General features: G+C 48.5%; 16 protein-coding genes. 4 read left to right on the forward strand and 12 right to left on the reverse strand.

The genetic code is table 11. The features are described 5' to 3' along the window. Positions 1–22 precede the first annotated feature (22 nt). The 3 genes from ACINK7_RS15030 to rluD all read right to left on the reverse strand — a co-directional run bounded on the left by ACINK7_RS15030 (position 23) and on the right by rluD (position 2,767). On the reverse strand, positions 23–847 hold the full coding sequence (locus ACINK7_RS15030; RefSeq protein WP_404356416.1) for a ZIP family metal transporter: 825 nt from the start codon (positions 845–847) through the stop codon (positions 23–25). A 7-nt stretch (positions 848–854) separates the two neighbouring features. Next, positions 855–1,589: a peptidoglycan editing factor PgeF gene (gene pgeF / locus ACINK7_RS15035; protein ID WP_404356418.1), complete on the reverse strand. Its 735-nt coding sequence runs from the start codon at positions 1,587–1,589 to the stop codon at positions 855–857. Between the two features lie 233 nt (positions 1,590–1,822). After that, positions 1,823–2,767 (reverse strand): 23S rRNA pseudouridine(1911/1915/1917) synthase RluD, encoded by a 945-nt coding sequence (gene rluD / locus ACINK7_RS15040; protein WP_404356420.1) that lies wholly within the window; start codon positions 2,765–2,767, stop codon positions 1,823–1,825. Between the two features lie 134 nt (positions 2,768–2,901). Between rluD and ACINK7_RS15045 the strand changes: the two genes are divergently transcribed. Then, positions 2,902–3,738, forward strand: a complete 837-nt coding sequence (locus tag ACINK7_RS15045; protein WP_404356422.1) for an outer membrane protein assembly factor BamD — start codon at positions 2,902–2,904, stop codon at positions 3,736–3,738. Between the two features lie 444 nt (positions 3,739–4,182). On the opposite strand, the gene ACINK7_RS15050 is transcribed toward ACINK7_RS15045, so the two are convergent. The 3 genes from ACINK7_RS15050 to ACINK7_RS15060 form a co-directional block, all read right to left on the reverse strand. Further along, on the reverse strand, positions 4,183–5,562 hold the full coding sequence (locus ACINK7_RS15050; RefSeq protein ID WP_404356424.1) for an L-serine ammonia-lyase: 1,380 nt from the start codon (positions 5,560–5,562) through the stop codon (positions 4,183–4,185). A 392-nt stretch (positions 5,563–5,954) separates the two neighbouring features. Beyond that, the gene (locus ACINK7_RS15055; RefSeq protein ID WP_404356426.1) at positions 5,955–7,199 is read right to left on the reverse strand and encodes a DUF1501 domain-containing protein; all 1,245 of its coding nucleotides are present in this window, start codon (positions 7,197–7,199) and stop codon (positions 5,955–5,957) included. 12 nt (positions 7,200–7,211) lie between these two features. Further along, on the reverse strand, positions 7,212–13,805 hold the full coding sequence (locus ACINK7_RS15060) for a DUF1800 family protein (RefSeq protein WP_404356428.1): 6,594 nt from the start codon (positions 13,803–13,805) through the stop codon (positions 7,212–7,214). Between the two features lie 642 nt (positions 13,806–14,447). Here ACINK7_RS15060 and ACINK7_RS15065 point away from each other — a divergent pair. Further along, positions 14,448–15,626, forward strand: a complete 1,179-nt coding sequence (locus tag ACINK7_RS15065; protein WP_404356430.1) for a D-alanyl-D-alanine carboxypeptidase/D-alanyl-D-alanine-endopeptidase — start codon at positions 14,448–14,450, stop codon at positions 15,624–15,626. Between the two features lie 580 nt (positions 15,627–16,206). Here the strand turns inward: ACINK7_RS15065 and ACINK7_RS15070 are convergent. Next, the gene (locus ACINK7_RS15070; protein ID WP_404356432.1) at positions 16,207–17,025 is read right to left on the reverse strand and encodes a murein L,D-transpeptidase family protein; all 819 of its coding nucleotides are present in this window, start codon (positions 17,023–17,025) and stop codon (positions 16,207–16,209) included. Positions 17,026–17,378: 353 nt separating this feature from the next. Here ACINK7_RS15070 and ACINK7_RS15075 point away from each other — a divergent pair, with 353 nt between their 5' ends. Both ACINK7_RS15075 and ACINK7_RS15080 read left to right on the forward strand, forming a co-directional pair. Next, positions 17,379–18,008 (forward strand): DsbA family protein, encoded by a 630-nt coding sequence (locus tag ACINK7_RS15075; RefSeq protein ID WP_404356434.1) that lies wholly within the window; start codon positions 17,379–17,381, stop codon positions 18,006–18,008. 62 nt (positions 18,009–18,070) lie between these two features. Then, entirely contained in the window at positions 18,071–18,703 is a 633-nt protein-coding gene (locus tag ACINK7_RS15080; protein ID WP_404356436.1) for a class I SAM-dependent DNA methyltransferase, read from the forward strand. A 186-nt stretch (positions 18,704–18,889) separates the two neighbouring features. Here the strand turns inward: ACINK7_RS15080 and ACINK7_RS15085 are convergent, their stop codons facing one another. The 5 genes from ACINK7_RS15085 to ACINK7_RS15105 form a co-directional block, all read right to left on the reverse strand. Continuing rightward, positions 18,890–20,515, reverse strand: coding sequence for a multicopper oxidase family protein (locus ACINK7_RS15085; RefSeq protein ID WP_404356438.1), 1,626 nt, complete (start codon positions 20,513–20,515; stop codon positions 18,890–18,892). 119 nt (positions 20,516–20,634) lie between these two features. Further along, positions 20,635–21,354: a DsbC family protein gene (locus tag ACINK7_RS15090; RefSeq protein WP_404356440.1), complete on the reverse strand. Its 720-nt coding sequence runs from the start codon at positions 21,352–21,354 to the stop codon at positions 20,635–20,637. Positions 21,355–21,809: 455 nt separating this feature from the next. Beyond that, on the reverse strand, positions 21,810–23,162 hold the full coding sequence (rseP, locus tag ACINK7_RS15095; protein WP_404356442.1) for an RIP metalloprotease RseP: 1,353 nt from the start codon (positions 23,160–23,162) through the stop codon (positions 21,810–21,812). An 8-nt stretch (positions 23,163–23,170) separates the two neighbouring features. Beyond that, positions 23,171–24,355 carry a 1-deoxy-D-xylulose-5-phosphate reductoisomerase gene (ispC, locus tag ACINK7_RS15100; RefSeq protein ID WP_404356444.1) on the reverse strand — a complete coding sequence of 395 codons (1,185 nt, stop codon included), beginning with the start codon at positions 24,353–24,355 and terminating at the stop codon, positions 23,171–23,173. Next, positions 24,355–25,224, reverse strand: a complete 870-nt coding sequence (locus ACINK7_RS15105) for a phosphatidate cytidylyltransferase (protein ID WP_404356446.1) — start codon at positions 25,222–25,224, stop codon at positions 24,355–24,357. Before ACINK7_RS15105 ends, ispC begins: the two co-directional genes overlap by 1 nt. Positions 25,225–25,242: the final 18 nt, after the last annotated feature.

The following is a 25,242-nucleotide window of genomic DNA, read 5'->3' on the forward strand; positions in this document are numbered from 1 at the left end:
TTCACCTTTCACCTTTCACCTTTCACCTTTCACCTTCCTGATGCTTCCGCTCAAGGCTTTCCAATTCAATATCATGGGCAAAGCCGTGCAACGAACAGATCAACAACACCCCGGCCGCAATCAATGCGACTTGTTGCACTGAAACCTTCAACTCGTTTTTTTCATGTAAGGTCGGAATCAAATCGGCCACGGCGATGTATATAAAACTCGATGCCGCCATCGCTAAAAAATACGGAAGACTATCATGCAAGTCTTCCAAGCTGAAATAAGCAAGAATGCCGCCAACCACCGTCGCAAGACTCGATAGGATATTATAAAAAAGCGCTTTGCCTTTGGAATAACCGCTTTGTAACAATATAGCGAAATCACCGACTTCTTGCGGAATCTCATGCGCGGCAACCGCCAAACTCGTAACAATTCCTAGCTTGACGTCGGTTAAAAATGCCGCAGCGATCAGAATGCCGTCGACAAAATTATGAATACCGTCGCCTATCAAAATTAACATTCCAGCCGGATGATGACCCTCTGCGTCTTCGCCATGAGCTTCACATGGGTTATGATGGCAATGACGCCAAACCAACAGCTTTTCCAGCATAAAAAAGCCCAGAATTCCGGCCATAATCACCGCCGACAAACTTTGAATACGATCCGAGTCGACATCCTCAAAAGCATGCGGAATCAATCCCCAAAAGGCTACTGCCAATAATGCGCCGGTCGCGAAACTGATGCCATGCGGCAAAACCCTAGCCCGCTGAGCATCATCCAGCCATAAAAAAAACGAAGCCGCCAAAACGCTTAAAACCCCGCCCAACGCAGTAAAAATAATAATTAAAAACAACAAATTCATAACGGTTTTATACTCTCCAAATTAAACTTGCCATCCTGCCTGTCTCCTTATCGCGCCGAAACGAATAAAACCGCTCGACATCGGACAGGGTACAAAACTGTCCACCATAAACGCTGTCAACACCGGCTAGAGCCAGATTAATACGCGCTAAACCATAAATATCGGCCAACCATTTACCCTTTTCGGCTGCACGAAATCCATCGGCATAACGCTCGTTATTTTCAACAAACGCAGTACGAACATCATCTCCGACTTCAAAAGCATCCGGCCCGATCGCCGGCCCAAGCCAAACCAGCAGATCAAGCGTTTTCATCGCCTTAATGGTTTCATTAATCACGCCGGCCAACAACCCCTTCCAGCCGGCATGAACGGCTGCGACACTGCGTCCGTCGCGAGAACACAGAAATACCGGCAAACAATCGGCGGTCAATACCGTGCAAACGACACCCGGCTCATGACTAAAACTGGCGTCGGCCTCGACCAGCGTCCGTGCTTGCGCCGCATCGACTACAGTTTTACCATGCACTTGATTCAACCAAACCGGCGCATTCGGCAAATCGAGCATATCGATGATCCGTTGCCGATTCTTCAACACCAGCTCGGGATTATCGCCAACATGCATCGCGGGATTAAGGCTTTGAAACGATCCGACACTGTAACCGCCGCTTCGCAAGGTCGTTGCGGCAAATACATTGGCCGGGGCAGGCCAATCGGGCTTCAAACAATGCTTAGGAACGAGCATAAAATACTTTCGACAAATGTTGGAAGGGGGTTCGGTGGCTCGATTGACAGGTGTCGGCGGCAGGGCAGATTTTTGCTCCTCGGCAACTGCTCCTGCGTTGCTCTAATACACGCCATCCATGGCAATCAGATTCCGCCGTCAAGCCTACATGGACGTATTCACGGCGTCCTGTCAAGCGAGTTACCGAACCGCCACAATGCGTATGCTTGTTGAAGAAATTTTGTGCATATTTTTTAGTGTTGCTCATTGTCTCGTAATGCGGCCAGTAATCGAATCATATCGTCAGGTAAAGGCTGAATCCATTCGCAGTACTCTTGCGTTTCAGGATGCAGTAAGCCCAGTTTTTCGGCATGAAGCGCTTGACGCTTGAATGCACGCAGTTCTATCTCCAATTGTTCGGAACAGTCCGGCGGCAACTGAAAACGCCCGCCGTAAACCGGATCGCCAACCAATGGAAAATGAGCATACGCCATATGGACCCGAATCTGATGCGTACGCCCGGTTTCCAATTTGACGCGGATTAGGGTGTGCCTAGCGAAACGCTCGACAACCCGGTAATGGGTTACCGCATCCTTGCCCGTTTGCCTGACCGAATAGCGTTTACGATCGGTCGGATGTCGGCCGATCGGCTCGTCTATCGTCGCGCCGGCGATGATTCGTCCCTTGGTAATCGCCAAGTATTCTCTTTCTATCGAACGTTCTTGTAGTTGTTTAACCAGGCTGTTATGGGCTTGAAGCGTTTTTGCGACCATCAACAAACCACTCGTTTCCTTGTCGATGCGATGCACAATGCCGGCTCTCGGCAAGGTCTCGAGGCTCGGCACATGATTGAGCAAGGCATTCTGCAAAGTCCCCGTCCAATTACCGACTGCCGGATGCACGACTAAGCCCGCCGGCTTATTGATGATTAACAAGGACTCGTCTTCATAAACGATATCCAGCGGAATCGCTTCCGCCTCGCATTCCAAAACCACCTCGGCTTCGGCATCGAGCTCAATGGATTCTCCGCCTTCGACCTTGTCTTTGGCCTTTAATTGGGCGCCGTTAACCATCACCCGTCCGGCTTTCAGCCAAGTCTGTAGCTTACTTCGGGAATAATCCGAAAATAGCTCAGCAAGCACTTGATCCAAACGCATACCCGCCATTGCTTCGGGAATTTGTGCCGATAATCTTGTCATAACTTATGTCTTCTGATTAGTTCGCCGTTAAGTTATACTCGTTGCTTGATTAGCGTCGAGCGCATCTTGCGCTCGACGAAACCTGTTCATCCACAACGAAAAAACCGTACATATTACAACGTGTCGTCAGCTCTATGCGATTATTTTTAGTAAAATTCTTTCTCGTTCTTACCTTAGGCCTGTCACTTCAGAGCTGCGAAACGTTAAAAAACTTCAATCTGGAAAGCACTAGCACAGACGAATATAAAGATTGGAGTGAGGAAAAACTGCATACGTCGGCCAAAGAATCGATGGACGACGGTTATTATCAAAAAGCGATCAAAATTTACGAAACGCTCGAGTCGCGTTTTCCGTTTGGAGAGTATGCCGCTCAGGCACAATTGAATATTGCTTATGCATATTACAAAAATGACGACTCCGAAGCTGCGATTGCAGCCGCCGAGAGGTTTATTAAAATTCATCCCCGCAACCCCAGCGTCGATTACGCCTATTACTTGAAAGGATTGGTCAATTACAATCGCGACATCGGATTTCTCGAAAGATTTCTGCCTACCGATACCTCGCAACGCGATCCGGGCAGCGCTCGGGAAGCCTACAATAATTTCCAGGAATTAATCAGCCGCTTCCCGGACAGCCAATATATCCCCGACGCACAACAGCGAATGATCGCGCTACGCAATAACATGGCGATGCACGAAGTGCATGCCGCAAGGTTCTATTTGAAGCGTAAAGCCTATGTCGCGGCGGTTAACCGCGCGTCCGAAGTCGTGAACAATTACCAGCGCACAACCGCCGTTCCGTTTGCGTTGGAGGTTATGATTGAAGCTTATAAAAAACTGGGTATGGAAACACTGGCTAACAATGCCTCGCGTGTATATGACCTGAATTTTCCGGACGGACCGCCGGTACCGGAACGGGAAAGCAGAACCATGGCCGGAAAAGTCTGGGATTTTATTGGGTTCGACGAATAACCCAAGACAAAAATATTTCTCAGTTTCTAATCGTTTAACCCTTTATTTTTTACCATGAAGAGCATGAAGGACTTGAAGATCCAGCATTTTTCTGGTTCTCACGATCCTCCGTGGGAACCCATACTTTGGTTGGTGTATACCTATCGGAGATCAAAATTCGGCACCGGGGTGCCCGTCAAAGGACGCCGTGAACCCAGCACCTAAATTCCATAGGTCATTGGCAATAATTTAATATGATGGCTAATTTAGGTGCTGGGTGAATACGTCCATGTAGGCTCTATGCCAGCTTCATGCTGGCAAAGCCTTTGCCGAGCACCCCGGCGCCTCCTAAGACACTGCCGAAATTTAAAGTGCGAAAGGTATAACAAGATCGATATGCGTTCCCACGCAGGAGCGGTGGGAACGAGGAATCGATAACTTGTACTTGGAATTATTAGGGCCTCCCTAACACTCGATCAAATTAACCGCCAATCCACCGCGAGCGGTTTCCTTGTATTTGGTTTTCATATCGGCACCGGTCTCGCGCATCGTTTTAATCACTTTATCCAACGATACATAATGCGAACCGTCGCCTCGCAATGCAATACGTGCGGCATTGATAGCCTTAACCGAACCCATCGCATTGCGTTCGATACAAGGCACTTGCACTAAACCGCCGACCGGATCGCAAGTTAAGCCTAAATTATGCTCCATACCGATTTCGGCGGCATTTTCCACCTGTTCGGGCGACCCTCCCAACACTTCGGCCAAAGCGCCTGCAGCCATCGAACAGGCGACTCCAACCTCTCCCTGACAACCGACTTCTGCCCCGGAAATTGAGGCATTTTCCTTGTATAGAATCGCGATTGCGGCGGCGGTCAATAAAAAACGAATCACGCCCTCTTCATTCGCACCCTCGCAAAATTTCCAGTAATAATGGAGTACGGACGGAATAATTCCTGCCGCGCCGTTAGTTGGCGCAGTCACGACGCGCCCGCCCGCGGCATTTTCTTCATTTACCGCTAACGCAAAAAGATTGACCCAATCGAGTTTACCGGGAGGCAATCCCGGAGCATGCGAAGGAATTTCATGTATCAGTTGCTTATAAATTTGCGCCGCTCGACGTTTAACTTTCATACCGCCAGGCAACACGCCTTCTTGAGCAATCCCTCTTTCAACGCAGGCCTGCATGACATGCCAAATAGCCAATAGATTTTTTCGTATTTCAGCCTCGCTCAACCAAGCTTTTTCATTATTCAGCATTAATTCGCTAATCGACTTCTTATGTTCCTTGCATAATTTAAGCAAACCATCGGCTGTCTTAAACGGATAAGGCAAGCATGTATCGTCATCGATCAAACGATCGGTAGCCGCCTGCTCGCCGCTAACGACAAAACCGCCGCCGACCGAATAATAATCTTTCTGCAACAGCTCGATTCCTGATGCGTCAATTGCAGTGAAACGCAGCCCATTCGAATGAAACGGCAAGGCTTTACGGTTAAACTGCAGATGTTTTTTCTCGATAAATTGAATGGAGTGGCGCGATAAGACCTGTAGACGACCGCTTTGCCTAATCGCTTCCAGTCTGCCCGGAATGATATCCGGATCGATGCAATCCGGCGACTCGCCTTCAAGCCCCAACATCACCGCTTTGTCGGTACCATGGCCTTTACCGGTCGCCCCTAACGAGCCGTAAAGTGCCACAGTAATTGTTTCAACCTGCTCTAAAATTTTGCCTTCGTCCAATTTCAAAGCGAATTGCATAGCCGCTCTCATGGGACCAACGGTATGAGAACTGGACGGTCCGATGCCGATTTTAAATATATCGAATGCGCTAATTGCCATGGTAAACCCGCATAGATTAAAAATGAATGTCAATGTAGGTCTTCAATATAACGCTTTTTTCTATCTATCGACAGGGCAGTTGAAAAGGAAAAGTACATTTCAACGACTTTTCGCTATACTTCGCGCGGTCATGTTTGCGGCTTTTATGGCAAGGCTATTTTGTTCGAGAGCAAGGCGCGAAAACAGGCGCATAGCAAGCTATGTAACTGTTTTCGCAAAGCTTCCGCTCCTGCTCACGCCCCTTACCTACATCCATGTAGGTAACGCCGCTCTTGGACAAAAGAGCGCGTTAGAAAACCGCAAATGTGACCGCGCGAAGTATAATCCTGCGACAACATTGGGAGAGTGAAATAATTCGTTTTTCTCATAACGAAAAGTTATTTTGCATATTCCTATGACATAAAACCCACCGTTTGATAATGGCTGCCCGGCAATACGCCAGCCAAACTCGATGCATGATTGAAATGCTTGACGATGATCTCGCCGAAAATATCGGTGAAATCCGTACTATGAGCAAGATAACGTCCCAGATACAATTGCTCGGACGACAAACCCGGCCACTCGCCGTAAATGCCACCATTGACTTGATGACCGATAACAAACCAACTGGAGGCATTCCCGTGATCGGTCCCGCCGCTAGCATTTTGTTTAGCCGTTCTGCCGAATTCGGTCATGGTGACAATCACGACATCGTTCATGTAAGCAGCCCCCAAATCCTTGTACAGTGCTGCAATACCGTTGGAGAATTCGCTCAAGCGATTCGCTTGAGTACCTTCCGCTCCACCTTGTCCGGAATGATTATCCCATCCGCCGATATTGACTGCAGCCACCTCGAGTCCGGCACGCGCCTTAACCAAGCGGGCAATATCACGTAATTGCCGGCCATACTCCGTTTCGGGATAGACTGCACCGTTATCCGGAATATAAGACTGCTGCCGGTATTGATCCAACACTAAGAGATTATCGAGCGCCAATTCGCCGTGTTGCTTCAAAAGCAAGCGTTCTTTCAAAGCGAAAGAGACAGGTTGTTGATAAATCCCGGATAATTGACTTAATACCTCATTGTCCAAACCGGAAACCGGCGCATCCAAAGAATCGATTGCGGCAACCGGCGTTGAGCCTTTCAACGCATGTACCAAACTACCGAAACTAACCGCGCGCATATCGGCCTCTTGGCTCCGGCTCGTTAGATACCTATTCAACCAACCGTCCGCTCGTTTCGTACCGGGCGTTCCGCTTTCTATGAAGTCTTGGCTGGTAAAATGCGAACGGTTGCCGTCGTGATAATGGACGGTCGGTAAAACAGCCAAATGCCCTTGTTGATAAATCTCATGCATCGCGCTCATGGCCGGATGCAGTCCGAAAAAACCGTCTAAATCCAAGGCGCCACCGGCTCCGGACCCTGGACGGGCAATTGCAATATCGGGTCTTAAGCGATAATACTCGTCCTCACCGTAAGGAACGACTGTATTCAATCCGTCGCAACCGCCCCGTTGAAAAATCACCACCAAGGTTTTTCCCTCGAAACCGTTGGCAAAAGCGCTTCCCGCACTCGATAGCAACCCGCCGGCCGATAAGGCACTGCGACCGAAAACCGGCATTGCCGCCAAACCCTTTAAGAAATTTCTTCTTTTCATGATCATATTCCTCTATTGCAATTGATAAGCAGGATATTTCAAAATCAGCGCAATAGCCTTACGCAGCTTGGCATCCGCTTTATCATCGTAAATGTCGAAGCGTTCAGTGTTATCGGCGGTTAATACGGCTTTTGCCGTTTCAAACTCCATTTGTGTATAGTCGTGACTCATGGCCAGCTCGAATATGTAAGCCAATACGCCTTCGGTCGTTTCTATTCCATTGTCGATAAAGAATCGCACGGGCTCCTCCCAATAATTTCGCCAGACAGACGGATTATTAAACAATGCTTGTCCCGCAAGCTGCCAACGTTGCGTCATCTGCCCGGAATTCACCCAATGATCGGCCTCTTCTGCCCATCCGGTAGGCGCAGGATAATAAAAGAGATGCATGCTCATCTCTCTCATCAATTGACGAGTATTGGCATGATTAATCGTCACCGGTAATTGCCTGAATAATCCGGCAGTAAACTCCAACGGATTTTTGACCTTGTTATGGAAATTGACTGAAGCGGAAAATGCTGTTGACCGGATAATGCCTTCCAAGACTAAGGCTATTTGGTTATCCAAATCGGCATAAGCAACAAAGTCATCGGCACAACTTTGGAGAGACGTTTCGTCGGGCTGATCCGAAACCAACAGTTTAAGCAATTTATTGCAGATATTTTTCGCCGTACTTTGATGATGGGCCAATAAATCCAATACCATCTCGCCGCCGGCCATTCCGGATCCGGCAGGAATCACCGTATCGAGCACAGTTTTTTCGCCGTTGTCATGCGCCCATGAATTAAAAGCAAACGCTCTGCTGTTCCAATCCAGACGCCACCCAGTAAACACACGGGCAACATCGGCAATATCCTGAGTTTCATATCCGTTATCGACACCTAAAGTATGTAACTCAAGCAACTCCCTGGCATAGTTTTCATTCGGCTCGTTTTTATGGCTACGGTGATTATCCAAATAAAGCAACATCGCCGGGCTTTTCGCGCTGACTCCTAACAAGTCTCTAAAGCGGCCTAGAGCATGGGTTCTAAATCCCTCGTTTTCGACTGCTTCGAAGTCGTTAGCGGTTTTACTGCGATCAGTATTAAAATGATTTTCCCAAAACCAGGCCATCACTTCCAATAACTGTCTTTTACTCATAGTTGCCCGAGCAATTTGAGAATATTGCAACTTGAATAAGTCGTTTATGTCTTGATCCAGTAAGTTCTCCAAATAAGTGTCAAGCTCGCTGTCGTCGATTGACGCCGGATTTAACTGCTTTTGCAAAAAGGCATCCGCGCCGATTGTGCGTATTTCGCTCAGTAACTCCGGTGTCGCGCCGAATGTTGTTCTACTTAATAACTGAGCAGCACTGACCGCCTCTTTCATTACAGGTAACAATAGCTCGTTAACACTGCGGTTACCGACCCAGTCTTCGGCCGACAAAGCCACGGTCACCTCACCTCCGCGGCTCAAATCTCGAACTGCTAAGCCCCAATGACCGTTGTCACCGATTTCAAGCGCACGGTTATTGACGATAATGCCTTTAATTGGATCGGTTACAGTCGCAAATAGCGATTTGACTCCGGTATCGTCGCTAACGCTACCCAGTAAAGCCAGACCGTGCTCATCGATTTGATCGCCGCTTCGATGCGAGGCAACGCTAATTTGCGGAGCCTGTTCATCTTTTACGATGCGGTATTGTTTGGTTTCGGATGTGCTATTGCCGACTTTGTCGAAAGCAACGGCATTGATCGAAACCGTCTGATCGGCCGTCAACATCGAGTTGTTCACAGAAAACAGCCAATCGCCTTGATCTAGGCGCGCACCACCGGAAATCGTTCCCGCAACGGGATCGATTACAGTAAGTTCGACCCTATCGACTTCTTGGTTATCGGTAACTTTCATGCGGATTTGGAAACCTTGATCCGCCAAGTTCGCATGATTATTTGGCGTAAATGCCATGAAGATAGGCGGCTCGTCGTCGAGTTTATCCGGATCTTCCGGATCGACGACAAAATTTACCCATCCTTTTTGACTAATCCAACGACTATAATGACGTTTGTCGTTATCGAATAAATTGGTCGCCCTAACCACGAACAAGCGGCCGTCGCCCAAACCTTCCGGATCGAAGCGGACTACGCCGGCATTATCGGTCACTAACGAAGCACGCCAGTTCAAGCGTCCGTCTGTACCTTTTTCATACAATACCAGGCTATGGCCGGGCATGACGTCTCCGGTTTCGGCTTTAGACAATTTAACCGCAATCGCACCGGCTTGGAATTGGAACGGTCCGGTTTTATCGATATCTTTACTGTCTATCCATCTGCCGTAAGGGTTTGCGCGCAGCACATAACTGGAGCCTTTGCCTAGATCAGTCAAGTCGAAATCGATGCGTCCTTCGGCATCGGTGCTTTTCCGTTGAAACCAACGTAGCGATTGATCCGGCAGACGTGCGTAGGCGGTAATCTCGACATTGGCCAAACCTTTTCCGTCGAGCGCATTTAGCATGGTTACATTCAATAATTTATTGCCGACGGTAAAGTTAAAGGTACCGGCGTTGACAATTAAATCGCTGTTGACCCAACGTTTATCTAAAGGCGTTTGCGCCCGCAAAACATATTTACGGCCTTGACCGAGATCGGGTAAATGCAATGGAATACTGCCGTTTTGATCGGTCGGTACGCGGGCGAACCAAGACAAGCTGCCGTCGATCAATTCTTCCATTACGGTAATATCCTGACCTATAATCACTTGACCGTTCGCGCCATCGAGCACCTTGACTTGCAAATTGCCGACTCTGAAATCGAAATCCCCGGTATTAGCGATATCGCCGGAAAATACCGTGCCGGTTCCGTAGAGCTGTTGAGTTCTCAACACATAATGAGTCCCGCTACCCAATCCCGGCAAATCGAAATTCAAGCGACCGTTAGCATCGGTATTTTCCCGTCTAAACCAGGCCAGGTTTCCATCGGGTTCTTTACGAAGTACTGTAATTTCTTGATTGGCTAGAGGTTGATTATTGATACCGTCGGTTACCGCTACATTCAACAGTTTGTTGCCGACCACGAAGTTGACCAAGCCGGCCTGCGTGACCGTTTCGCTAGTCAACCAGCGATTGTCGAAAGTACTTTGCGCCTTGAACACATAGGTTGTGCCGTTACCCAGCTCCGGCAAGTCGAAGTCGGCGAAGCCGTTGGCGTCGGTATTAGTCGCGCTGCCGCTGACATACACATCCTTGCCGTCGGCCTGGTGAACATAGGCATTGACCCGGTATTCCGCCAAGGCGCCGCCGGTTTGACCGTTGACTGCTTTGACCCGTACATTGCCGACCTTAAAGGCATGGTTGCCGGTTTGTTGGATATCGGGTGAATAGATTACGCCGCTGCCGTGTTTCTTGACGGTACGCAGCACATAGTCGGTACCGTTACCCAAGCCCGGTAAATCCAAACTCACCTTTCCGTTGCCATCGGTATTTTCCCGGCGGAACCATTTTAAGCTGCCGTCCGGCTGGCGAGTCATGACGATCACTTCTTGATTCGCCAACGGCGTATTGCCAATGCCGTCGGTAACCGTAACATTCAATAACTTGTTGCCGACCACGAAGTTGACCAAGCCGGCCTGCGTGACGGTGGCGCTGCTCAACCAGCGATTGTCGAAAGTACTTTGCGCCTTGAACACATAGGTTGTGCCGTTACCCAACTCCGGCAAATCGAAATCGGCGAAGCCGTTGGCGTCGGTATTAGTCGCGCTGCCGCTGACATACACATCCTTGCCGTCGGCCTGGTGAACATAGGCATTGACCCGGTATTCCGCCAAGGCGCCGCCGGTTTGACCGTTGACCGCTTTGACCCGGACATTGCCGACTTTAAAGGCATGGTTGCCGGTTTGTTTGATATCGGAGGAATAGACGATGCCACTGCCGTGTTTCTTGACGGTACGCAGCACATAGTCGGTACCGTTACCCAAGCCTGGTAAATCCAGACTCAGCTTTCCGTTGCCGTCGGTGTTTTCCCGGCGGAACCATTTCAGGCTTCCGTCTTGTTCACGGCGCATAACAATTATTTCTTGATTCACCATCGGCGTATTGCCGATGCCATCCGTAACCGTGACATTCAATAACTTGTTGCCGACCACGAAGTTGACCAAGCCGGCCTGCGTGACCGTTTCGCTAGTCAACCAGCGATTGTCGAAAGTACTTTGCGCCTTGAACACATAGGTTGTGCCGTTACCCAGCTCCGGCAAGTCGAAGTCGGCGAAGCCGTTGGCGTCGGTATTAGTCGCGCTGCCGCTGACATACACATCCTTGCCGTCGGCCTGGTGAACATAGGCATTGACCCGGTATTCCGCCAAGGCGCCGCCGGTTTGACCGTTGACTGCTTTGACCCGTACATTGCCGACCTTAAAGGCATGGTTGCCGGTTTGTTGGATATCGGGTGAATAGATTACGCCGCTGCCGTGTTTCTTGACGGTACGCAGCACATAGTCGGTACCGTTACCCAAGCCTGGTAAATCCAGACTCAGCTTTCCGTTGCCGTCGGTGTTTTCCCGGCGGAACCATTTCAGGCTTCCGTCTTGTTCACGGCGCATAACAATTATTTCTTGATTCACCATCGGCGTATTGCCGATGCCATCCGTAACCGTGACATTCAATAACTTGTTGCCGACCACGAAGTTGACCAAGCCGGCCTGCGTGACCGTTTCGCTAGTCAACCAGCGATTGTCGAAAGTACTTTGCGCCTTGAACACATAGGTTGTGCCGTTACCCAACTCCGGCAGATCGAAATCGGCGAAACCGTTGGCGTCGGTATTAGTCGCGCTGCCGCTGACATACACATCCTTGCCGTCGGCCTGGTGAACATAGGCATTGACCCGGTATTCCGCCAAGGCGCCGCCGGTTTGACCGTTGACCGCTTTGACCCGGACATTGCCGACTTTAAAGGCATGGTTGCCGGTTTGTTTGATATCGGAGGAATAGACGATGCCACTGCCGTGTTTCTTGACGGTACGCAGCACATAGTCGGTACCGTTACCCAAGCCTGGTAAATCCAGACTCAGCTTTCCGTTGCCGTCGGTGTTTTCCCGGCGGAACCATTTCAGGCTTCCGTCTTGTTCACGGCGCATAACAATTATTTCTTGATTCACCATCGGCGTATTGCCGATGCCATCCGTAACCGTGACATTCAATAACTTGTTGCCGACCACGAAGTTGACCAAGCCGGCCTGCGTGACCGTTTCGCTAGTCAACCAGCGATTGTCGAAAGTACTTTGCGCCTTGAACACATAGGTTGTGCCGTTACCCAACTCCGGCAGATCGAAATCGGCGAAACCGTTGGCGTCGGTATTAGTCGCGCTGCCGCTGACATACACATCCTTGCCGTCGGCCTGGTGAACATAGGCATTGACCCGGTATTCCGCCAAGGCGCCGCCGGTTTGACCGTTGACTGCTTTGACCCGTACATTGCCGACCTTAAGGGCATGGTTGCCGGTTTGTTGGATATCGGGTGAATAGATTACGCCGCTGCCGTGTTTCTTGACGGTACGCAGCACATAGTCGGTACCGTTACCCAAGCCTGGTAAATCCAAACTCAGCTTTCCGTTGCCGTCGGTGTTTTCCCGGCGGAACCATTTCAGGCTTCCGTCTTGTTCACGGCGCATAACAATTATTTCTTGATTCACCATCGGCGTATTGCCGATGCCATCCGTAACCGTGACATTCAACAACTTGTTGCCGACCACGAAGTTGACCAAGCCGGCCTGCGTGACCGTTTCGCTAGTCAACCAGCGATTGTCGAAAGTACTTTGCGCCTTGAACACATAGGTTGTGCCGTTACCCAACTCCGGCAGATCGAAATCGGCGAAACCGTTGGCGTCGGTATTAGTCGCGCTGCCGCTGACATACACATCCTTGCCGTCGGCCTGGTGAACATAGGCATTGACCCGGTATTCCGCCAAGGCGCCGCCGGTTTGACCGTTGACTGCTTTGACCCGTACATTGCCGACCTTAAAGGCATGGTTGCCGGTTTGTTGGATATCGGGTGAATAGATTACGCCGCTGCCGTGTTTCTTGACGGTACGCAGCACATAGTCGGTACCGTTACCCAAGCCCGGTAAATCCAAACTCACCTTTCCGTTGCCATCGGTATTTTCCCGGCGGAACCATTTTAAGCTGCCGTCCGACTCGCGAGTCATGACGATCACTTCTTGATTCGCCAACGGCGTATTGCCGATACCGTCGGTGACCGCCACATTCAACAATTTATTGCCGACTACGAAGGTAAAACTACCCGCCTGGCCGATCAATTGACTTACCTTGGTTCGGCCATCGAATGGATTGGCCGTTTTTAATAAATATTGACTCCCTTGCATTAACCCAGGTAAGGATAAATCGACAACACCTTGAGCGTCGGTAGTGGCGCGCCGCGCCCATTTTTCAGACCCGTCGCTTAAAACCTCATAAGCCGTAACCGATTGTTCGGAAATCGCCTGCCCGGTCGCTCCGCTGACTAATCTTACCGTTAACAGATCGCTTGCTTCTTGTGCCGTTACGTTAATTGGTAGAAAAAAAACTATAATAAGAAAAAATAAATAACTCTGAAATGAAACTTTACCGGGTATCGTTTTCATTACTACGCCCCTCCAATACAAACTAAAAATCTTGTATATAATCTAGCCGACAATGAATTTTCATTTTTCAAAGTAGTTCAAAGTGAGACAATTTGCCTAACATATTGAATGGTCTGTCACAAAAAATTGACTTTTATTGTTGAAGATGAGATTTAAATCGGATTTTAAAAAGGCCGGAAGACAGGTGTCGGCGTCAGGGAATGACTGTCGAATAACCCGGCGCCTTAATTTTGGCTATGTTCGCTGTAGCAGTTGAAACGGTTCTCTTTCCTACTAAATAAACCATTTAGGAAATAGTCAATGATTGCTTTCCAATACACTGAGCGTGGAAGAGGGTACGATTACTCGCTTGACAGGACACCGTAAACCCAGCACCTAAATTCCATAGCCTATTGGCCATGATTGATTACATAGATAATTTAGGTGCTGGGTAAATACATCCATGTAGGCTCTATGCCAGTATCCATGCTGGTCCCTCACCTAGCGTTAGGTTAGGGACCGAGTACCCCATGGCCTCCTCGGGTACTGCCGAAATTTGAAGTGCGAAAGGTATACCGCCGAAACCTAATAAGTAAAAGACATATCAAATACCCCAAGCTATTATGACATTAAGACCAAACACTTTCGTTACTGGAAATTTAAATGCGCCTAATTAGCTACCTAATTTATTTATCGTTTTTTTTGCCTGTACTCGGACATGCAAATGAAGCCCTAACCGCTTTTTCAAAACTGAATAACGCAGGGCTCATCATTTTAGATTCAAATGGGCGAACGATACGTGCTGATCACGCCGATAGGCCTTTAATTCCGGCCTCAACAACCAAGTTAGCCACAGCCTGGCTAGCATTAATGCACTGGGGCGAAGACCATCGTTTTCGTACTCGGTTTTATTGGGATGAACCGTCCCGAGTCTTATGGGTAAAAGGAAGCGGCGATCCATATCTGGTTTCCGAAGAAATCGCCCGGATTGCTCGAAGCCTGAAACAAAAGGGTCTGCAACAAGTTAAAGTCATAGGCCTCGACAACTCTCTTTTTCAAGCAGGTTTGGTTTTACCGGGCACCGGAACCACGAACAACCCTTACGATGCGGTACCTACAGCAACGGCGGCGAACTTCAACACCATAGCAATCAAAAAGATTAACGGAAAAGTACAGTCTGCCGAGCCCCAAACACCGCTAACCCCATACGCAAAAAGCCTAGGCCGCTCGATCAATAGCGGTAAGTTGCGCGTCAATACCGGCCGAAATCCAAGCAATGCGGAAATCTATTTTGCCGAATTAATGGCTGCCTTTTTACGGGCGCAAGGAATTGAGGTCGGTCCGCGAATCGTTTTCGGAAAAGCCCCGAATCAACCCGTATTTTATACCCACACCAATAGCAAAACACTCGGCGAAATCGTGCGTACGATGTTGAAATATTCGACTAATTTCGTTGCTAACCAGCTAATTTTGATGCTGAGTTCGGAAACCTATCAACGCCCAGCGAATACTGCCGATGTTCAGCGATATATGGAAGAATCCTTATCTCGGCATTTCGCTTGGAAGAATTTTACATTTGAAGATGGCGCCGGCCTATCTCGTAATAACCGTCTATCGCCGCAGCAACTGACCGAACTCTTGCAAGCCTTCCGGCCATGGAAACACTTATTACCGGAAATCGAGCCCGGCGTCTACGCGAAAACAGGAACCCTAACCGGCGTCAGTTCGTTAGCAGGTTACTTAGTCAAACGCGGCGAATGGCAGCCTTTTGCCATCGTAATGAATGAAAATGTACCTTATCAATTGAGAAATCGTATCGCTCGAGAGCTGTCTATGAGATAAGGATACGGTAAAAAAACGTTCCTAAATGGTTTCCACGCTCCCCTGCGCTCATCGTTATACATAAATCGTAGATACCGTCTTGCCTTCTTAGCTAATGCGACTTCGATAACATTTATCCTAAAAAGAGCAGTTGAGAGCCTCAAACTACCGTTCGCCCTGAGCTTGTCGAAGGGTGAACGATAGTTTGAGGCTTCACCAGGCGGGTGAAAGTGTTGTAGACCCTTCATGCTTCGACTTTACTCAGCACGAACGGTCTACAACACATGGTAACTGCTCTTTCTAGGTTTATTGTTACCTAACGTACCCGACTTCGAAATCGCGATCAGGGGATCGCTCCCACAGAGGACCCGTCGACCAACTGTGGGAGCGACGCCTTCGTCGCGACTAGCGAAGCCACTGACCTTTGATATCCGAAGATTTATCAAACAATCCCTACGATTTATCTATAACGATGAGCGCTCAGCGAGAGAACGGTGGGGAATCGGGAAGTTATATGAGACCCTATGCTAAGCAACTGGAAAGGAGTGAGCAGTTGAGAGCCCCGATATAAAGTTCGCTTTGTAAAGTCCGGTCCTGATGATCACAACCCAGTTTTTACCGACTTCACTGTAGGAGACAAAGCAAGGATTTCACGGGAGATATTCGAATAAAGTTCAAGAGTCCAATCGGGTAGTTTTTCGGTATCGGCCACCAGCGGATAAACCCTGGGGTCATGCGGTGCAATCACGACCTTTACATTGTCGACGCCCACATTCGCGGTCAACACGAAAAGCTCTTCTATTGCTTCATCGCCCATGGCCAGGCAACCGATGGAGCTGGCTTTGCCATGGATAAAAATATCCGACCCCGGCTTGCTACGTCCTTCCTGCCAGGCATGAAAGCGATCGAATTCGTTAGGGTAATTGATCTTCATCGACAAGTGATAATGACTGTTCGGGTTCAACCCCTCGATACGGTAAATACCCTCCGGCACCTGCTCGTCCCCTTGACGTAATTTAGGGCCCGCAACGCCACTGGCGGCTTGAATGTCATAGTCGCGGATAAATCGAAATTCGCCGCTGCCTCTGGCCCATAGCTCCAGTTTTTTTTCCTGTTTCAGAGCGATAAAGACGATTTCACTTGGCGGATAAGAAACATTGGCCTTGGCGAAATAAGATGCAAGCTTGAGCGTTGCATACGGGCCGTAAGCCTGTAGGACATCTTCGACAGTTCTTTGACCATCCAACGACGGCGGCAGCTCAGGGATAAAATAAAGGTTCCGATCAGGCTGAGCTTGCGGCTTGGCGGCAGCGGTGGTAGCGAAAGTGATGTCGGAAATAGCGGCAGGCCTTGGCGCGACGCATGCGCCGAGCAAGGCTGCCATAACCAAACCAAAAACGATTTTGGCCGTTGATTTCATAAAATTATTTTGGAAATGAATTTATAACCCGCTTAGTTTAAGCGCCCTCTCCCATGTCCGCAAGTACAGGCTTTCTCAACAGCAATTCCCAATTTGGGGATCAAACAGGGTGTGGCGTATGCTTGGCGAGGATGTCGGCAGCAGGGAGCGCTGACGTCAAGCCCCCATGGATGGATTCACGGCGTTCCTCGACAGGGATACCCCACACCCTAAATCCAGCGAGAACGCTCAAACTGGGAATTACTGCTTTCTCAATCGGAACAGGGATTCTTAAGCTTGACTTTTTCGTGTTTTGACGCGGCTTCAACGCGCTGGTTACAATGAAGGATCATTTTATTGGACGTAGACTGACCATGCCGACACCTCGTTTATTCTATATCCATGATCCCATGTGCAGTTGGTGTTATGCATTCCGCTCGAGCTTTAGCGCCTTACAAAGCAACCTACCACAATCTATCCGTTTGGTTTATCTGCTGGGCGGTTTGGCTCCGGACTCCACCACGCCAATGCCCGAGTCTATGCGGCAAACCATTCAACAAAACTGGCGCCGAATCGAGCAAACCGTTCCCAAAGTCCGTTTTAATTTCGAATTTTGGGCTGTCAATACGCCGATCCGCTCAACTTATCCGGCTTGTCGTGCGCTATTAGCGGCCAGAAAGCAAAGTCCCGATCATGAGATCCCCATGCTAAAGGCTATCCAGTCAGCCTATTATGAACGAGCCAAAAACCCGTCGCTGACCGACACGCTTCTGGAATGCGCCACCGGAATCGGCTTAGATACCTCTTTATTCGGTAAAGACTTGTTGAGCCCGGCGATTGATGATGAATTACAGCAAGAAATTCAATTGGCTCGAAACATGGGCGTGTCGAGTTATCCGTCCTTACGCTTGCAGCATAATGACGAATTGGTTGCCATTCGCATTGACTATCTCGACTATCGAAGCATGCTCGATGAAATAGTCCATACCTTGCAAGCTGCTTGAGGCTTATTGAAAATCCATACCTTTACTCCCTTTTTATCCAAACATCGACTATCAGGTGAAAGATGGAACGCAAAGAAGAAGACTTAGCTCAAATTGAATCATTGACGCTCAGTCATTATCAACACAACGCCGAAGCCTTTTGGCAGGGCACCAAAGATCATGACGTAGCTCAGAACTACGCGGCCTTTTTAGCCCCGTTGCCTAAAGATAAAGCGCTGGATATTTTAGATTTGGGCTGCGGGCCGGGACGGGATGTTCACTATTTTAAGTTACTGGGACATCGACCGATCGGCCTAGACGGTTGCGAGGCATTTTGCGCGATGGCCCGCAGGTTTACAGGCTGCGAGATTCTGCATCAAAATTTCCTTAACCTAAACCTTGCCAAGCAACGTTTCGATGGCATCTTCGCCAATGCCTCGTTATTTCATGTGCCGAGCCGGGAGCTGCCGCGGGTACTCAAAAACTTGCATGCAACATTAAAGCCCGGCGGCATTTTATTTTCCTCGAATCCGCGAGGCAATGACGATGAAGGTTGGTCTGGGCAACGCTACGGTCATTTCATGACATTCGAAACCAGTAAACAGTATCTGGAGGAAGCCGGCTTCACCGTGCTCGATCATTATTACCGCCCCAAAGGCAAGCCCGCTCATGAGCAGCCTTGGCTAGCGATCGTCGCGGGGAGTGTTTGTCCATAAGTATCAAGCTAAGCACAGATCCCCGCTGCCAAATCGCTACCGATCGCTTCCGGCGGGTCTAAGAAGCGTAGCCCGGATGGAACGTAGCGCAATCCGGGAAGCTCGGAGCCACGCCATTCCCCTATTCCGCTTCGCTGCATACGGTCTACATGCTTTGATCTACGATGAGTATAAACCGAACTCAGATTATTTTATTAAGAAATCCCGCATCATACCCATATCTTCATGCTCGAGATTATGGCAGTGATACATGAATAGTCCTATAAAATCATTGAATGGTTTCAATACGGTCACTTTTTCGCCGGGCATCACCAACGCCGTATCCTTCCAGCCGCCCCTAACCAATCCACCGGAAATCGTTCGGTATGCTTCTCTCGATTTCGGATTGACTTGGCGTTTGATGATTTGAAATTGTTCGCCGTGTAAATGCATCGGATGGGGCATCGGCATGCCGCTCATGCCGTTGTATCCATTGTCGAATTCCACAACTTGTAAACTATTGACAGGAATAATTTCATCGTTGCGGACATCGTCCATTTTGTAGGACCGTCCATTCAATAGCGCCGACATGTGCCGCATCGACAATCTGATGATTCTTGGATCTTTGTTATTCGCAGCATCGCGAACATTCAATTTAGGTATCGTAGATAAGCGCTTCGGTAAACTCTGCGACGATTTGCCGGCTTTAATCACTTTAACGTTAAATAAAGAATATTCACTACCGGATGGCAGATCGGAAGAGTGCATCATGCCCATACCCCCGCCCATCATGCCGCGCCGTCCTCCGCCCATCATTCCGCGACCACCGCCCATCATGCCCATGCCGCCATGACCGTGTGTCGCAATATCGAACGACAAGCTGCGCATGCTTATCTCAGAACCAACCGAACGACCGCTGAAATCGGCCCAAAGCTCGATTCTTTCGCCTGGGGCCAACATCACATAGGAATACTGCTTCGGCCTTTCCAGCAATCCGCCGTCGGTACCGATCACAGTCATTTTACTGCCGTCCGACCAGGCCAGTTTATAGATCCGAGAATTTGACCCGTTTAGCAACCGCAGCCGATAGGCCTGTCCCGCGACAGGCAACACATAATCGGGCCGGCCGTTGACAAAAATCCGATCGCCGAGAAAGCCCTGCATGCGTTGCATCATGTGGTCGCTGTAGACGAGCTGATTATTCTTATCAAAGCTTCTGTCTTGGATGACCAACGGCAGATCAAATTCACCCTTGGGCAAATTCAAAGCCCGTTCTTCATCGTCATGCACAATAAACAAGCCGGCAAGACCCGAATAGACTTGTCGGGCTGTGACGCTATGGGTGTGAGCGTGATACCAGTAGGTTCCGGCACGATTCAAAATTTCGAATTCATAGATATAAGATTCGCCGTGACTGACCGCGTACATCGGATTGCCGTCCATGTTGGCCGGCACATGCAGTCCGTGCCAATGCAAAATCGAATGCGCCGGTAAATTGTTATTCAAATGAATTCTGACTTTTTGGCCTTTTTTCAGGCGAATCGTCGGCGCAAGATAGGTATCGGGGTGATTTTCTATCGATGAAGCCGGACCTTTAAGAACTTTAGCCCGCACTTTCCAAACTCGGGTTTCAGGCCCTTCGAAGATAGGAACCTGCGCGATATCCTGCGTCAGTTCAATTTCCACATCGGGATGAAAATTCGCGGAAGGCGTATTGACCGCTTTAAAGGTTCCGCCCGATTGCGCCCAAGAGGGGTAAGTCGCCGCACTGGCTGCTGCAAATGCGGCATATTTTAACCATTGTCGACGTTGTTGATTGATCGGAGAATTCATCGTCTATACCTCATGGACTTATAACTTGTTAGTATATTAGCAAATTATAAATTAATAGCAATTTAAACTCTTCTCTCGAAGCGTATTGCCATAACAGCCGAAAACCTAGCAGGATTAATTTATAAACCTTTTTCTTCGCGCAATACCTCAACCAGTTGTTTGGCTGGTAAATAACCCGGATATACAGAACCTTGTTCAGTGACTATCATCGGCGTTCCGCGTGCTTCGAAATCATTACCGAGCTTCATATGTGCATCGACCGGATTGGTACAGGTCTTGGCTTCGGGGTTTTTCCCTTGTTTGGCTTTGGTCAAAGCATCGTTACGATCCTCCGCACACCACACCGAAACGGCTTTGGTGTAGGAATCGGAGCCCTTCCCCGCTCTCGGATAAAACAAGTATTGAATAGTAATACCTTCGGCCAGATATTGATCGATCTCGGAATGCAGTTTACGGCAGTAGCCGCAATCGATATCGGTAAAAATAAATACTTTATGCTGACCTAATTTCGGCTTGAACACGATCATTTGATCTTGTCCCAACTTTTCCAGCGTATTCTTTCGCGCATTAGCCATTTTCGCTTCGGTCAAATCGGTTCTCGCTTCCAGGTCGATCAAGCGCCCTTGGAATAAGTATTTACCGTCATCGGAGACATAAAAAATGGTTGTGCCGGCCGTGACTTCATAAACCCCCTTCACTTCGGAAGGCTTAATCAAGTCGGGATTGAAGTTTGGCATCGATTTTTTTAAAGCCGCCTTAATGGCCGCATCATCGGCTTGAACAACACTCATGCCTAAAACCGAACCAAGCAATATCGCTGTTTTAAGTATTTGTTTCATAACGTTTCCATAAATTCAAATTGACTAATGCGTTTGTAGGACTGTCGACCGAGTGTTTTGTTCATTACCCTATAAAAAAATAGAAGTCACTACACGGCGGTTTTCTATCGGCTTGGTTTTGATTATTGATATAGATCAAAATTCGGCACCGGAATGCCTCCTTAGGCACTACAGAAATTTAAAGTGCGAAAAGTAAACATTAACCTAAATTCGGCAGTTTAACCATGAAACAAATGAAGGATTTCAAGAATATACCTAAACATTCTCGCTAATCTTTTTGGTGAGCGAAAGTTCTATACAAACGAATAGCAAGCCCAGCTCTAACATTTTTCGGTCTTTAGGTTATGGGGGTTTCATTTGTTAAGGCTGGGAAAGTTATTGAATTAACTTTTTATTCTACATGATCTTCATGGGGAAATGCTTTTTCTTGGATTAAGGCTTTAAAGCGGCATTTTTTATTGAAACAAACGTTCCAAATCCAAAAATAAAGCTAATACCATCAACGACAGTAGTAACAAAATACCGACCTGTTGTAACGCAACCTGGAATTTTTCCGAGACGGGGCTACCTTTAATCGCTTCAATCGCAAAAAACAATAAATGGCCACCGTCTAACCCCGGAATCGGCAATAAATTAAGCACCCCAAGACTGATGCTAACTTTCGCTAAGAAAGACAGAAATTCGACAAATCCGCGCTCAGCCGAAAGCCCGGCAAACTGAGCGATACTGATTGGACCGCTAAGATTTTTCACAGAAGCATTACCGAGAATCATCTGACCCATCATTTTGAGTGTTGCGGTACTAAAAAATACGGTTCTCGAAACAGCCCCCATCAGAGCTGGCCAAAGCGGCAAATCATTGCGCACTTGCAACGACGCCATCAAGTCTTCTGGAATATCAGCGGCCGCCCCGATTTTACCGACAACCTCGTCCTTTTCGACGACTTTTTGAGGCGTTATTTCGAGACTCAATTGCACGCCTTGTCTTTCAATAATCAGGTCGATAACTCTCCCTGGGCTATTTTGCACATAGTCGACCCATTGCAACCAGGTATTGATCGGCTCACCATTAGCAGAAACAATCAAATCACCGTACTGTAATCCGGCATCGGCCGCCGGCATGCCTTCCAGCACTCGCCCGACGACCGGTCTAAGCTGCGGCATCCATGGTTTGAGACCTAATTTATCGTAAAGTTTATCAGGCTCACTTCGCAATTCTTCAGGAAGGTTGATAAGCTGCGAATGCTGCTGTTCATCGATGTTTTTTACCGTAACATCGACACTTTCTCGACCGGTCATGGCCGCCGAGAAAATCGACTCAATAACCTCCCCCCAAGTCGCGGTGTTCTTTTGATCGACCGCTACGATCTCCTCGCCTTCGAGCAAACCGGCTTCGGCGGCAAGCGTACCAGGCTCGACATGACCGATAATCGGGCGTAAGCCGGTTTCACCGATAAACAACACGATCCAGAAAAACAGCACGGCAAGCATTAGATTGAATAAGGGTCCGGCCGCGACAATCGCCGACCGCGCCCATAATGGTTGACGGTTGAATGCGAAAGGCAAATCTTCATCAACCACTTTGCCTTCGCGTTCGTCAACCATTTTGACATAGCCGCCTAGAGGTATTGCCGAGATGACATATTCAGTCGACGCAGGCGATTTCTGATAAGACCAAATGACTTTACCAAACCCGACTGAAAACCTCAGTACTTTGACGCCGGTTTTTCGCGCGACCCAAAAATGACCGAATTCATGAAACGAAACCAGAATACCGATGGCGACAATAAAATAAAACAGCGTACTCATTAACCCAATTAACGCTTAAGTTCTTCGACGATACGCTCAGCCACTTCCCGGGCTTTGCTATCGGCTGCCAATACAATATCCAGCGTATCCGCCGGATCGGCTTTGAATTGATGCATGCTCCGTTCAATAATGAAAGGAATGTCGGTAAAACGGACTTTCTCGTCCAAAAAGGCAGCAACCGCGATTTCATTAGCTGCATTTAATACAGCCGGCATAATACCGCCTGCCTCGACAGCTTCAATCGCCAAGCGTAAACAAGGGAAACGCTGAAGATCGGGTTGTTCGAAATCCATGTGTTTAACGTCAAATATATTCAGCGGCGCCGCACCGGAGTCGAAGCGCTCCGGCCACGCCATCGCATGCGCAATGGGTATTCGCATATCGGGGTTACCCATTTGCGCCAACACAGTGCCGTCGACATAATCGACCATTGAATGAATCACGCTTTGCGGATGGATCACCACTTGAATTTTATCCGGCGACATATTGAACAATAAACAGGCTTCAATCAATTCAAGCCCTTTATTCATCATAGTTGCGGAATCAACAGAAATCTTGCGTCCCATATCCCAATTCGGATGCGCGACAGCTTGATCCGGAGTGACATCGACCAACTCTTCGACCGGCTTAGTTCTGAACGGGCCGCCCGAGGCAGTCAACAAAATTCGCCGCGCTTCCTTAGCCTCTTGACCCGCACAGTAATCTGCCGGCATGCATTGAAAAATGGCATTATGCTCGCTATCGATCGGCAGCAAATGCGCACCGGACTCGGTAACCGCCTTCATGAAAATATCACCGGACATCACCAACGCTTCTTTATTTGCCAGCAATACGGTTTTACCGGCTTTAGCAGCCGCCAAAGTTGGTAATAAACCAGCTGCACCGACGATTGCCGCCATTACCGAATCAACACTATCCAGTGTGGCTACTTGCTGCAACGATTCGGCTCCCGATAGCACCTTGATATCGGATACCGGCGATGTAGCTATGCGTTCTGCAAATTGCTTAGCCTTATCTTCATCAACTACGACAACATAGTCAGGCCGATGTATGGTGCATTGGTCGTACAGCAGATCGATATTATTGTTCGCGGTCAGCGCAACGACCCTATACCGATTCGAATGACGAGCAACCACATCCAGCGTGCTAACACCGATAGAACCGGTCGCGCCCAAAATACAAATACCTTTCATTAAAATAACTCTCTAATCAGCAGAATACCGGCATAGAAAAACGGGATACCGGCCACCAAGCTGTCGATCCTATCCAACAAACCACCATGTCCCGGCAAAATAGACCCCGTATCCTTAACGCCCTGCTGTCGTTTTATTAGGCTAAAAAATAGATCGCCGTATATCGAAATCAAAACGGTCAAGACCGACAACAAAACAAAATCAGAGCCGATCATCAAATTAAACCCGAACACCAAACTCAAAACGATCGCACTAACGACGCCGCTTCCCAAAGCTCCGTAAAATCCTGCCATGGTTTTGCCGGGACTGATTTCGGGAGCCAGTTTAGTAGCACCAAATTTTTTGCCGACAAAATAGGCGGTAATATCGGCAATCCAAATCAGCAGCAGAAAATACATCACCATATCGGAACCGTAAAAAGCGCGCATACGATAAAGAAACATCCACGCAAAAAACAGAATCACCCACCCGATCAATCCCTTATAAACATTTTTTAATTCGAGCTTCAGCAACGCATCCGATGCATTTCTGATCAGAAACATCATCACCACCCAAAATAAAACCGGTAAAATAATCAGCCATTCCAATAAACCGGACTGCGCCCTGACTTCCGGCCAATCGAAAACTTGTGCCACTATTTCCAGAAAATAAGTCCAAAAATAAACACCACCCATCGGTAAAATGAGTAAGACAAGAAATAAAATCCGCATCGAGGGCCTATCAATACCGGTTAAGCTTGTCCACTCCCATGCGGCAACCAACATCACCAGCGCAACAATCAGGGTAAAATAAGGTATTGGTAATAAATAGACGGCCAATACGACTAATGGCGCAAGAATCAAAGCCGTAATAATTCGCTGTAGTAACATTTTATAATTATTATCTAG

This window comes from Methylotuvimicrobium sp. KM1 (assembly GCF_044788715.1).
In the GTDB taxonomy this organism is placed as follows: Bacteria; Pseudomonadota; Gammaproteobacteria; order Methylococcales; family Methylomonadaceae; genus Methylotuvimicrobium.

Excerpts from the sequence above, each read along its gene's own strand:
- ACINK7_RS15085 (WP_404356438.1), bottom strand. The coding sequence starts at position 20,515 with ATGAATTCTCCGATCAATCAACAACGTCGACAATGGTTAAAATATGCC.
- ACINK7_RS15030 (WP_404356416.1), bottom strand. The coding sequence starts at position 847 with ATGAATTTGTTGTTTTTAATTATTATTTTTACTGCGTTGGGCGGGGTT.
- pgeF (WP_404356418.1), bottom strand. The coding sequence starts at position 1,589 with ATGCTCGTTCCTAAGCATTGTTTGAAGCCCGATTGGCCTGCCCCGGCC.
- ACINK7_RS15075 (WP_404356434.1), top strand. The coding sequence starts at position 17,379 with ATGCCGACACCTCGTTTATTCTATATCCATGATCCCATGTGCAGTTGG.
- ACINK7_RS15070 (WP_404356432.1), bottom strand. The coding sequence starts at position 17,025 with ATGAAATCAACGGCCAAAATCGTTTTTGGTTTGGTTATGGCAGCCTTG.
- ACINK7_RS15055 (WP_404356426.1), bottom strand. The coding sequence starts at position 7,199 with ATGAAAAGAAGAAATTTCTTAAAGGGTTTGGCGGCAATGCCGGTTTTC.
- ACINK7_RS15065 (WP_404356430.1), top strand. The coding sequence starts at position 14,448 with ATGCGCCTAATTAGCTACCTAATTTATTTATCGTTTTTTTTGCCTGTA.
- rseP (WP_404356442.1), bottom strand. The coding sequence starts at position 23,162 with ATGAGTACGCTGTTTTATTTTATTGTCGCCATCGGTATTCTGGTTTCG.
- ACINK7_RS15060 (WP_404356428.1), bottom strand. The coding sequence starts at position 13,805 with ATGAAAACGATACCCGGTAAAGTTTCATTTCAGAGTTATTTATTTTTT.
- ACINK7_RS15105 (WP_404356446.1), bottom strand. The coding sequence starts at position 25,224 with ATGTTACTACAGCGAATTATTACGGCTTTGATTCTTGCGCCATTAGTC.
- ACINK7_RS15090 (WP_404356440.1), bottom strand. The coding sequence starts at position 21,354 with ATGAAACAAATACTTAAAACAGCGATATTGCTTGGTTCGGTTTTAGGC.
- ACINK7_RS15045 (WP_404356422.1), top strand. The coding sequence starts at position 2,902 with ATGCGATTATTTTTAGTAAAATTCTTTCTCGTTCTTACCTTAGGCCTG.
- ACINK7_RS15050 (WP_404356424.1), bottom strand. The coding sequence starts at position 5,562 with ATGGCAATTAGCGCATTCGATATATTTAAAATCGGCATCGGACCGTCC.
- rluD (WP_404356420.1), bottom strand. The coding sequence starts at position 2,767 with ATGACAAGATTATCGGCACAAATTCCCGAAGCAATGGCGGGTATGCGT.
- ispC (WP_404356444.1), bottom strand. The coding sequence starts at position 24,355 with ATGAAAGGTATTTGTATTTTGGGCGCGACCGGTTCTATCGGTGTTAGC.
- ACINK7_RS15080 (WP_404356436.1), top strand. The coding sequence starts at position 18,071 with ATGGAACGCAAAGAAGAAGACTTAGCTCAAATTGAATCATTGACGCTC.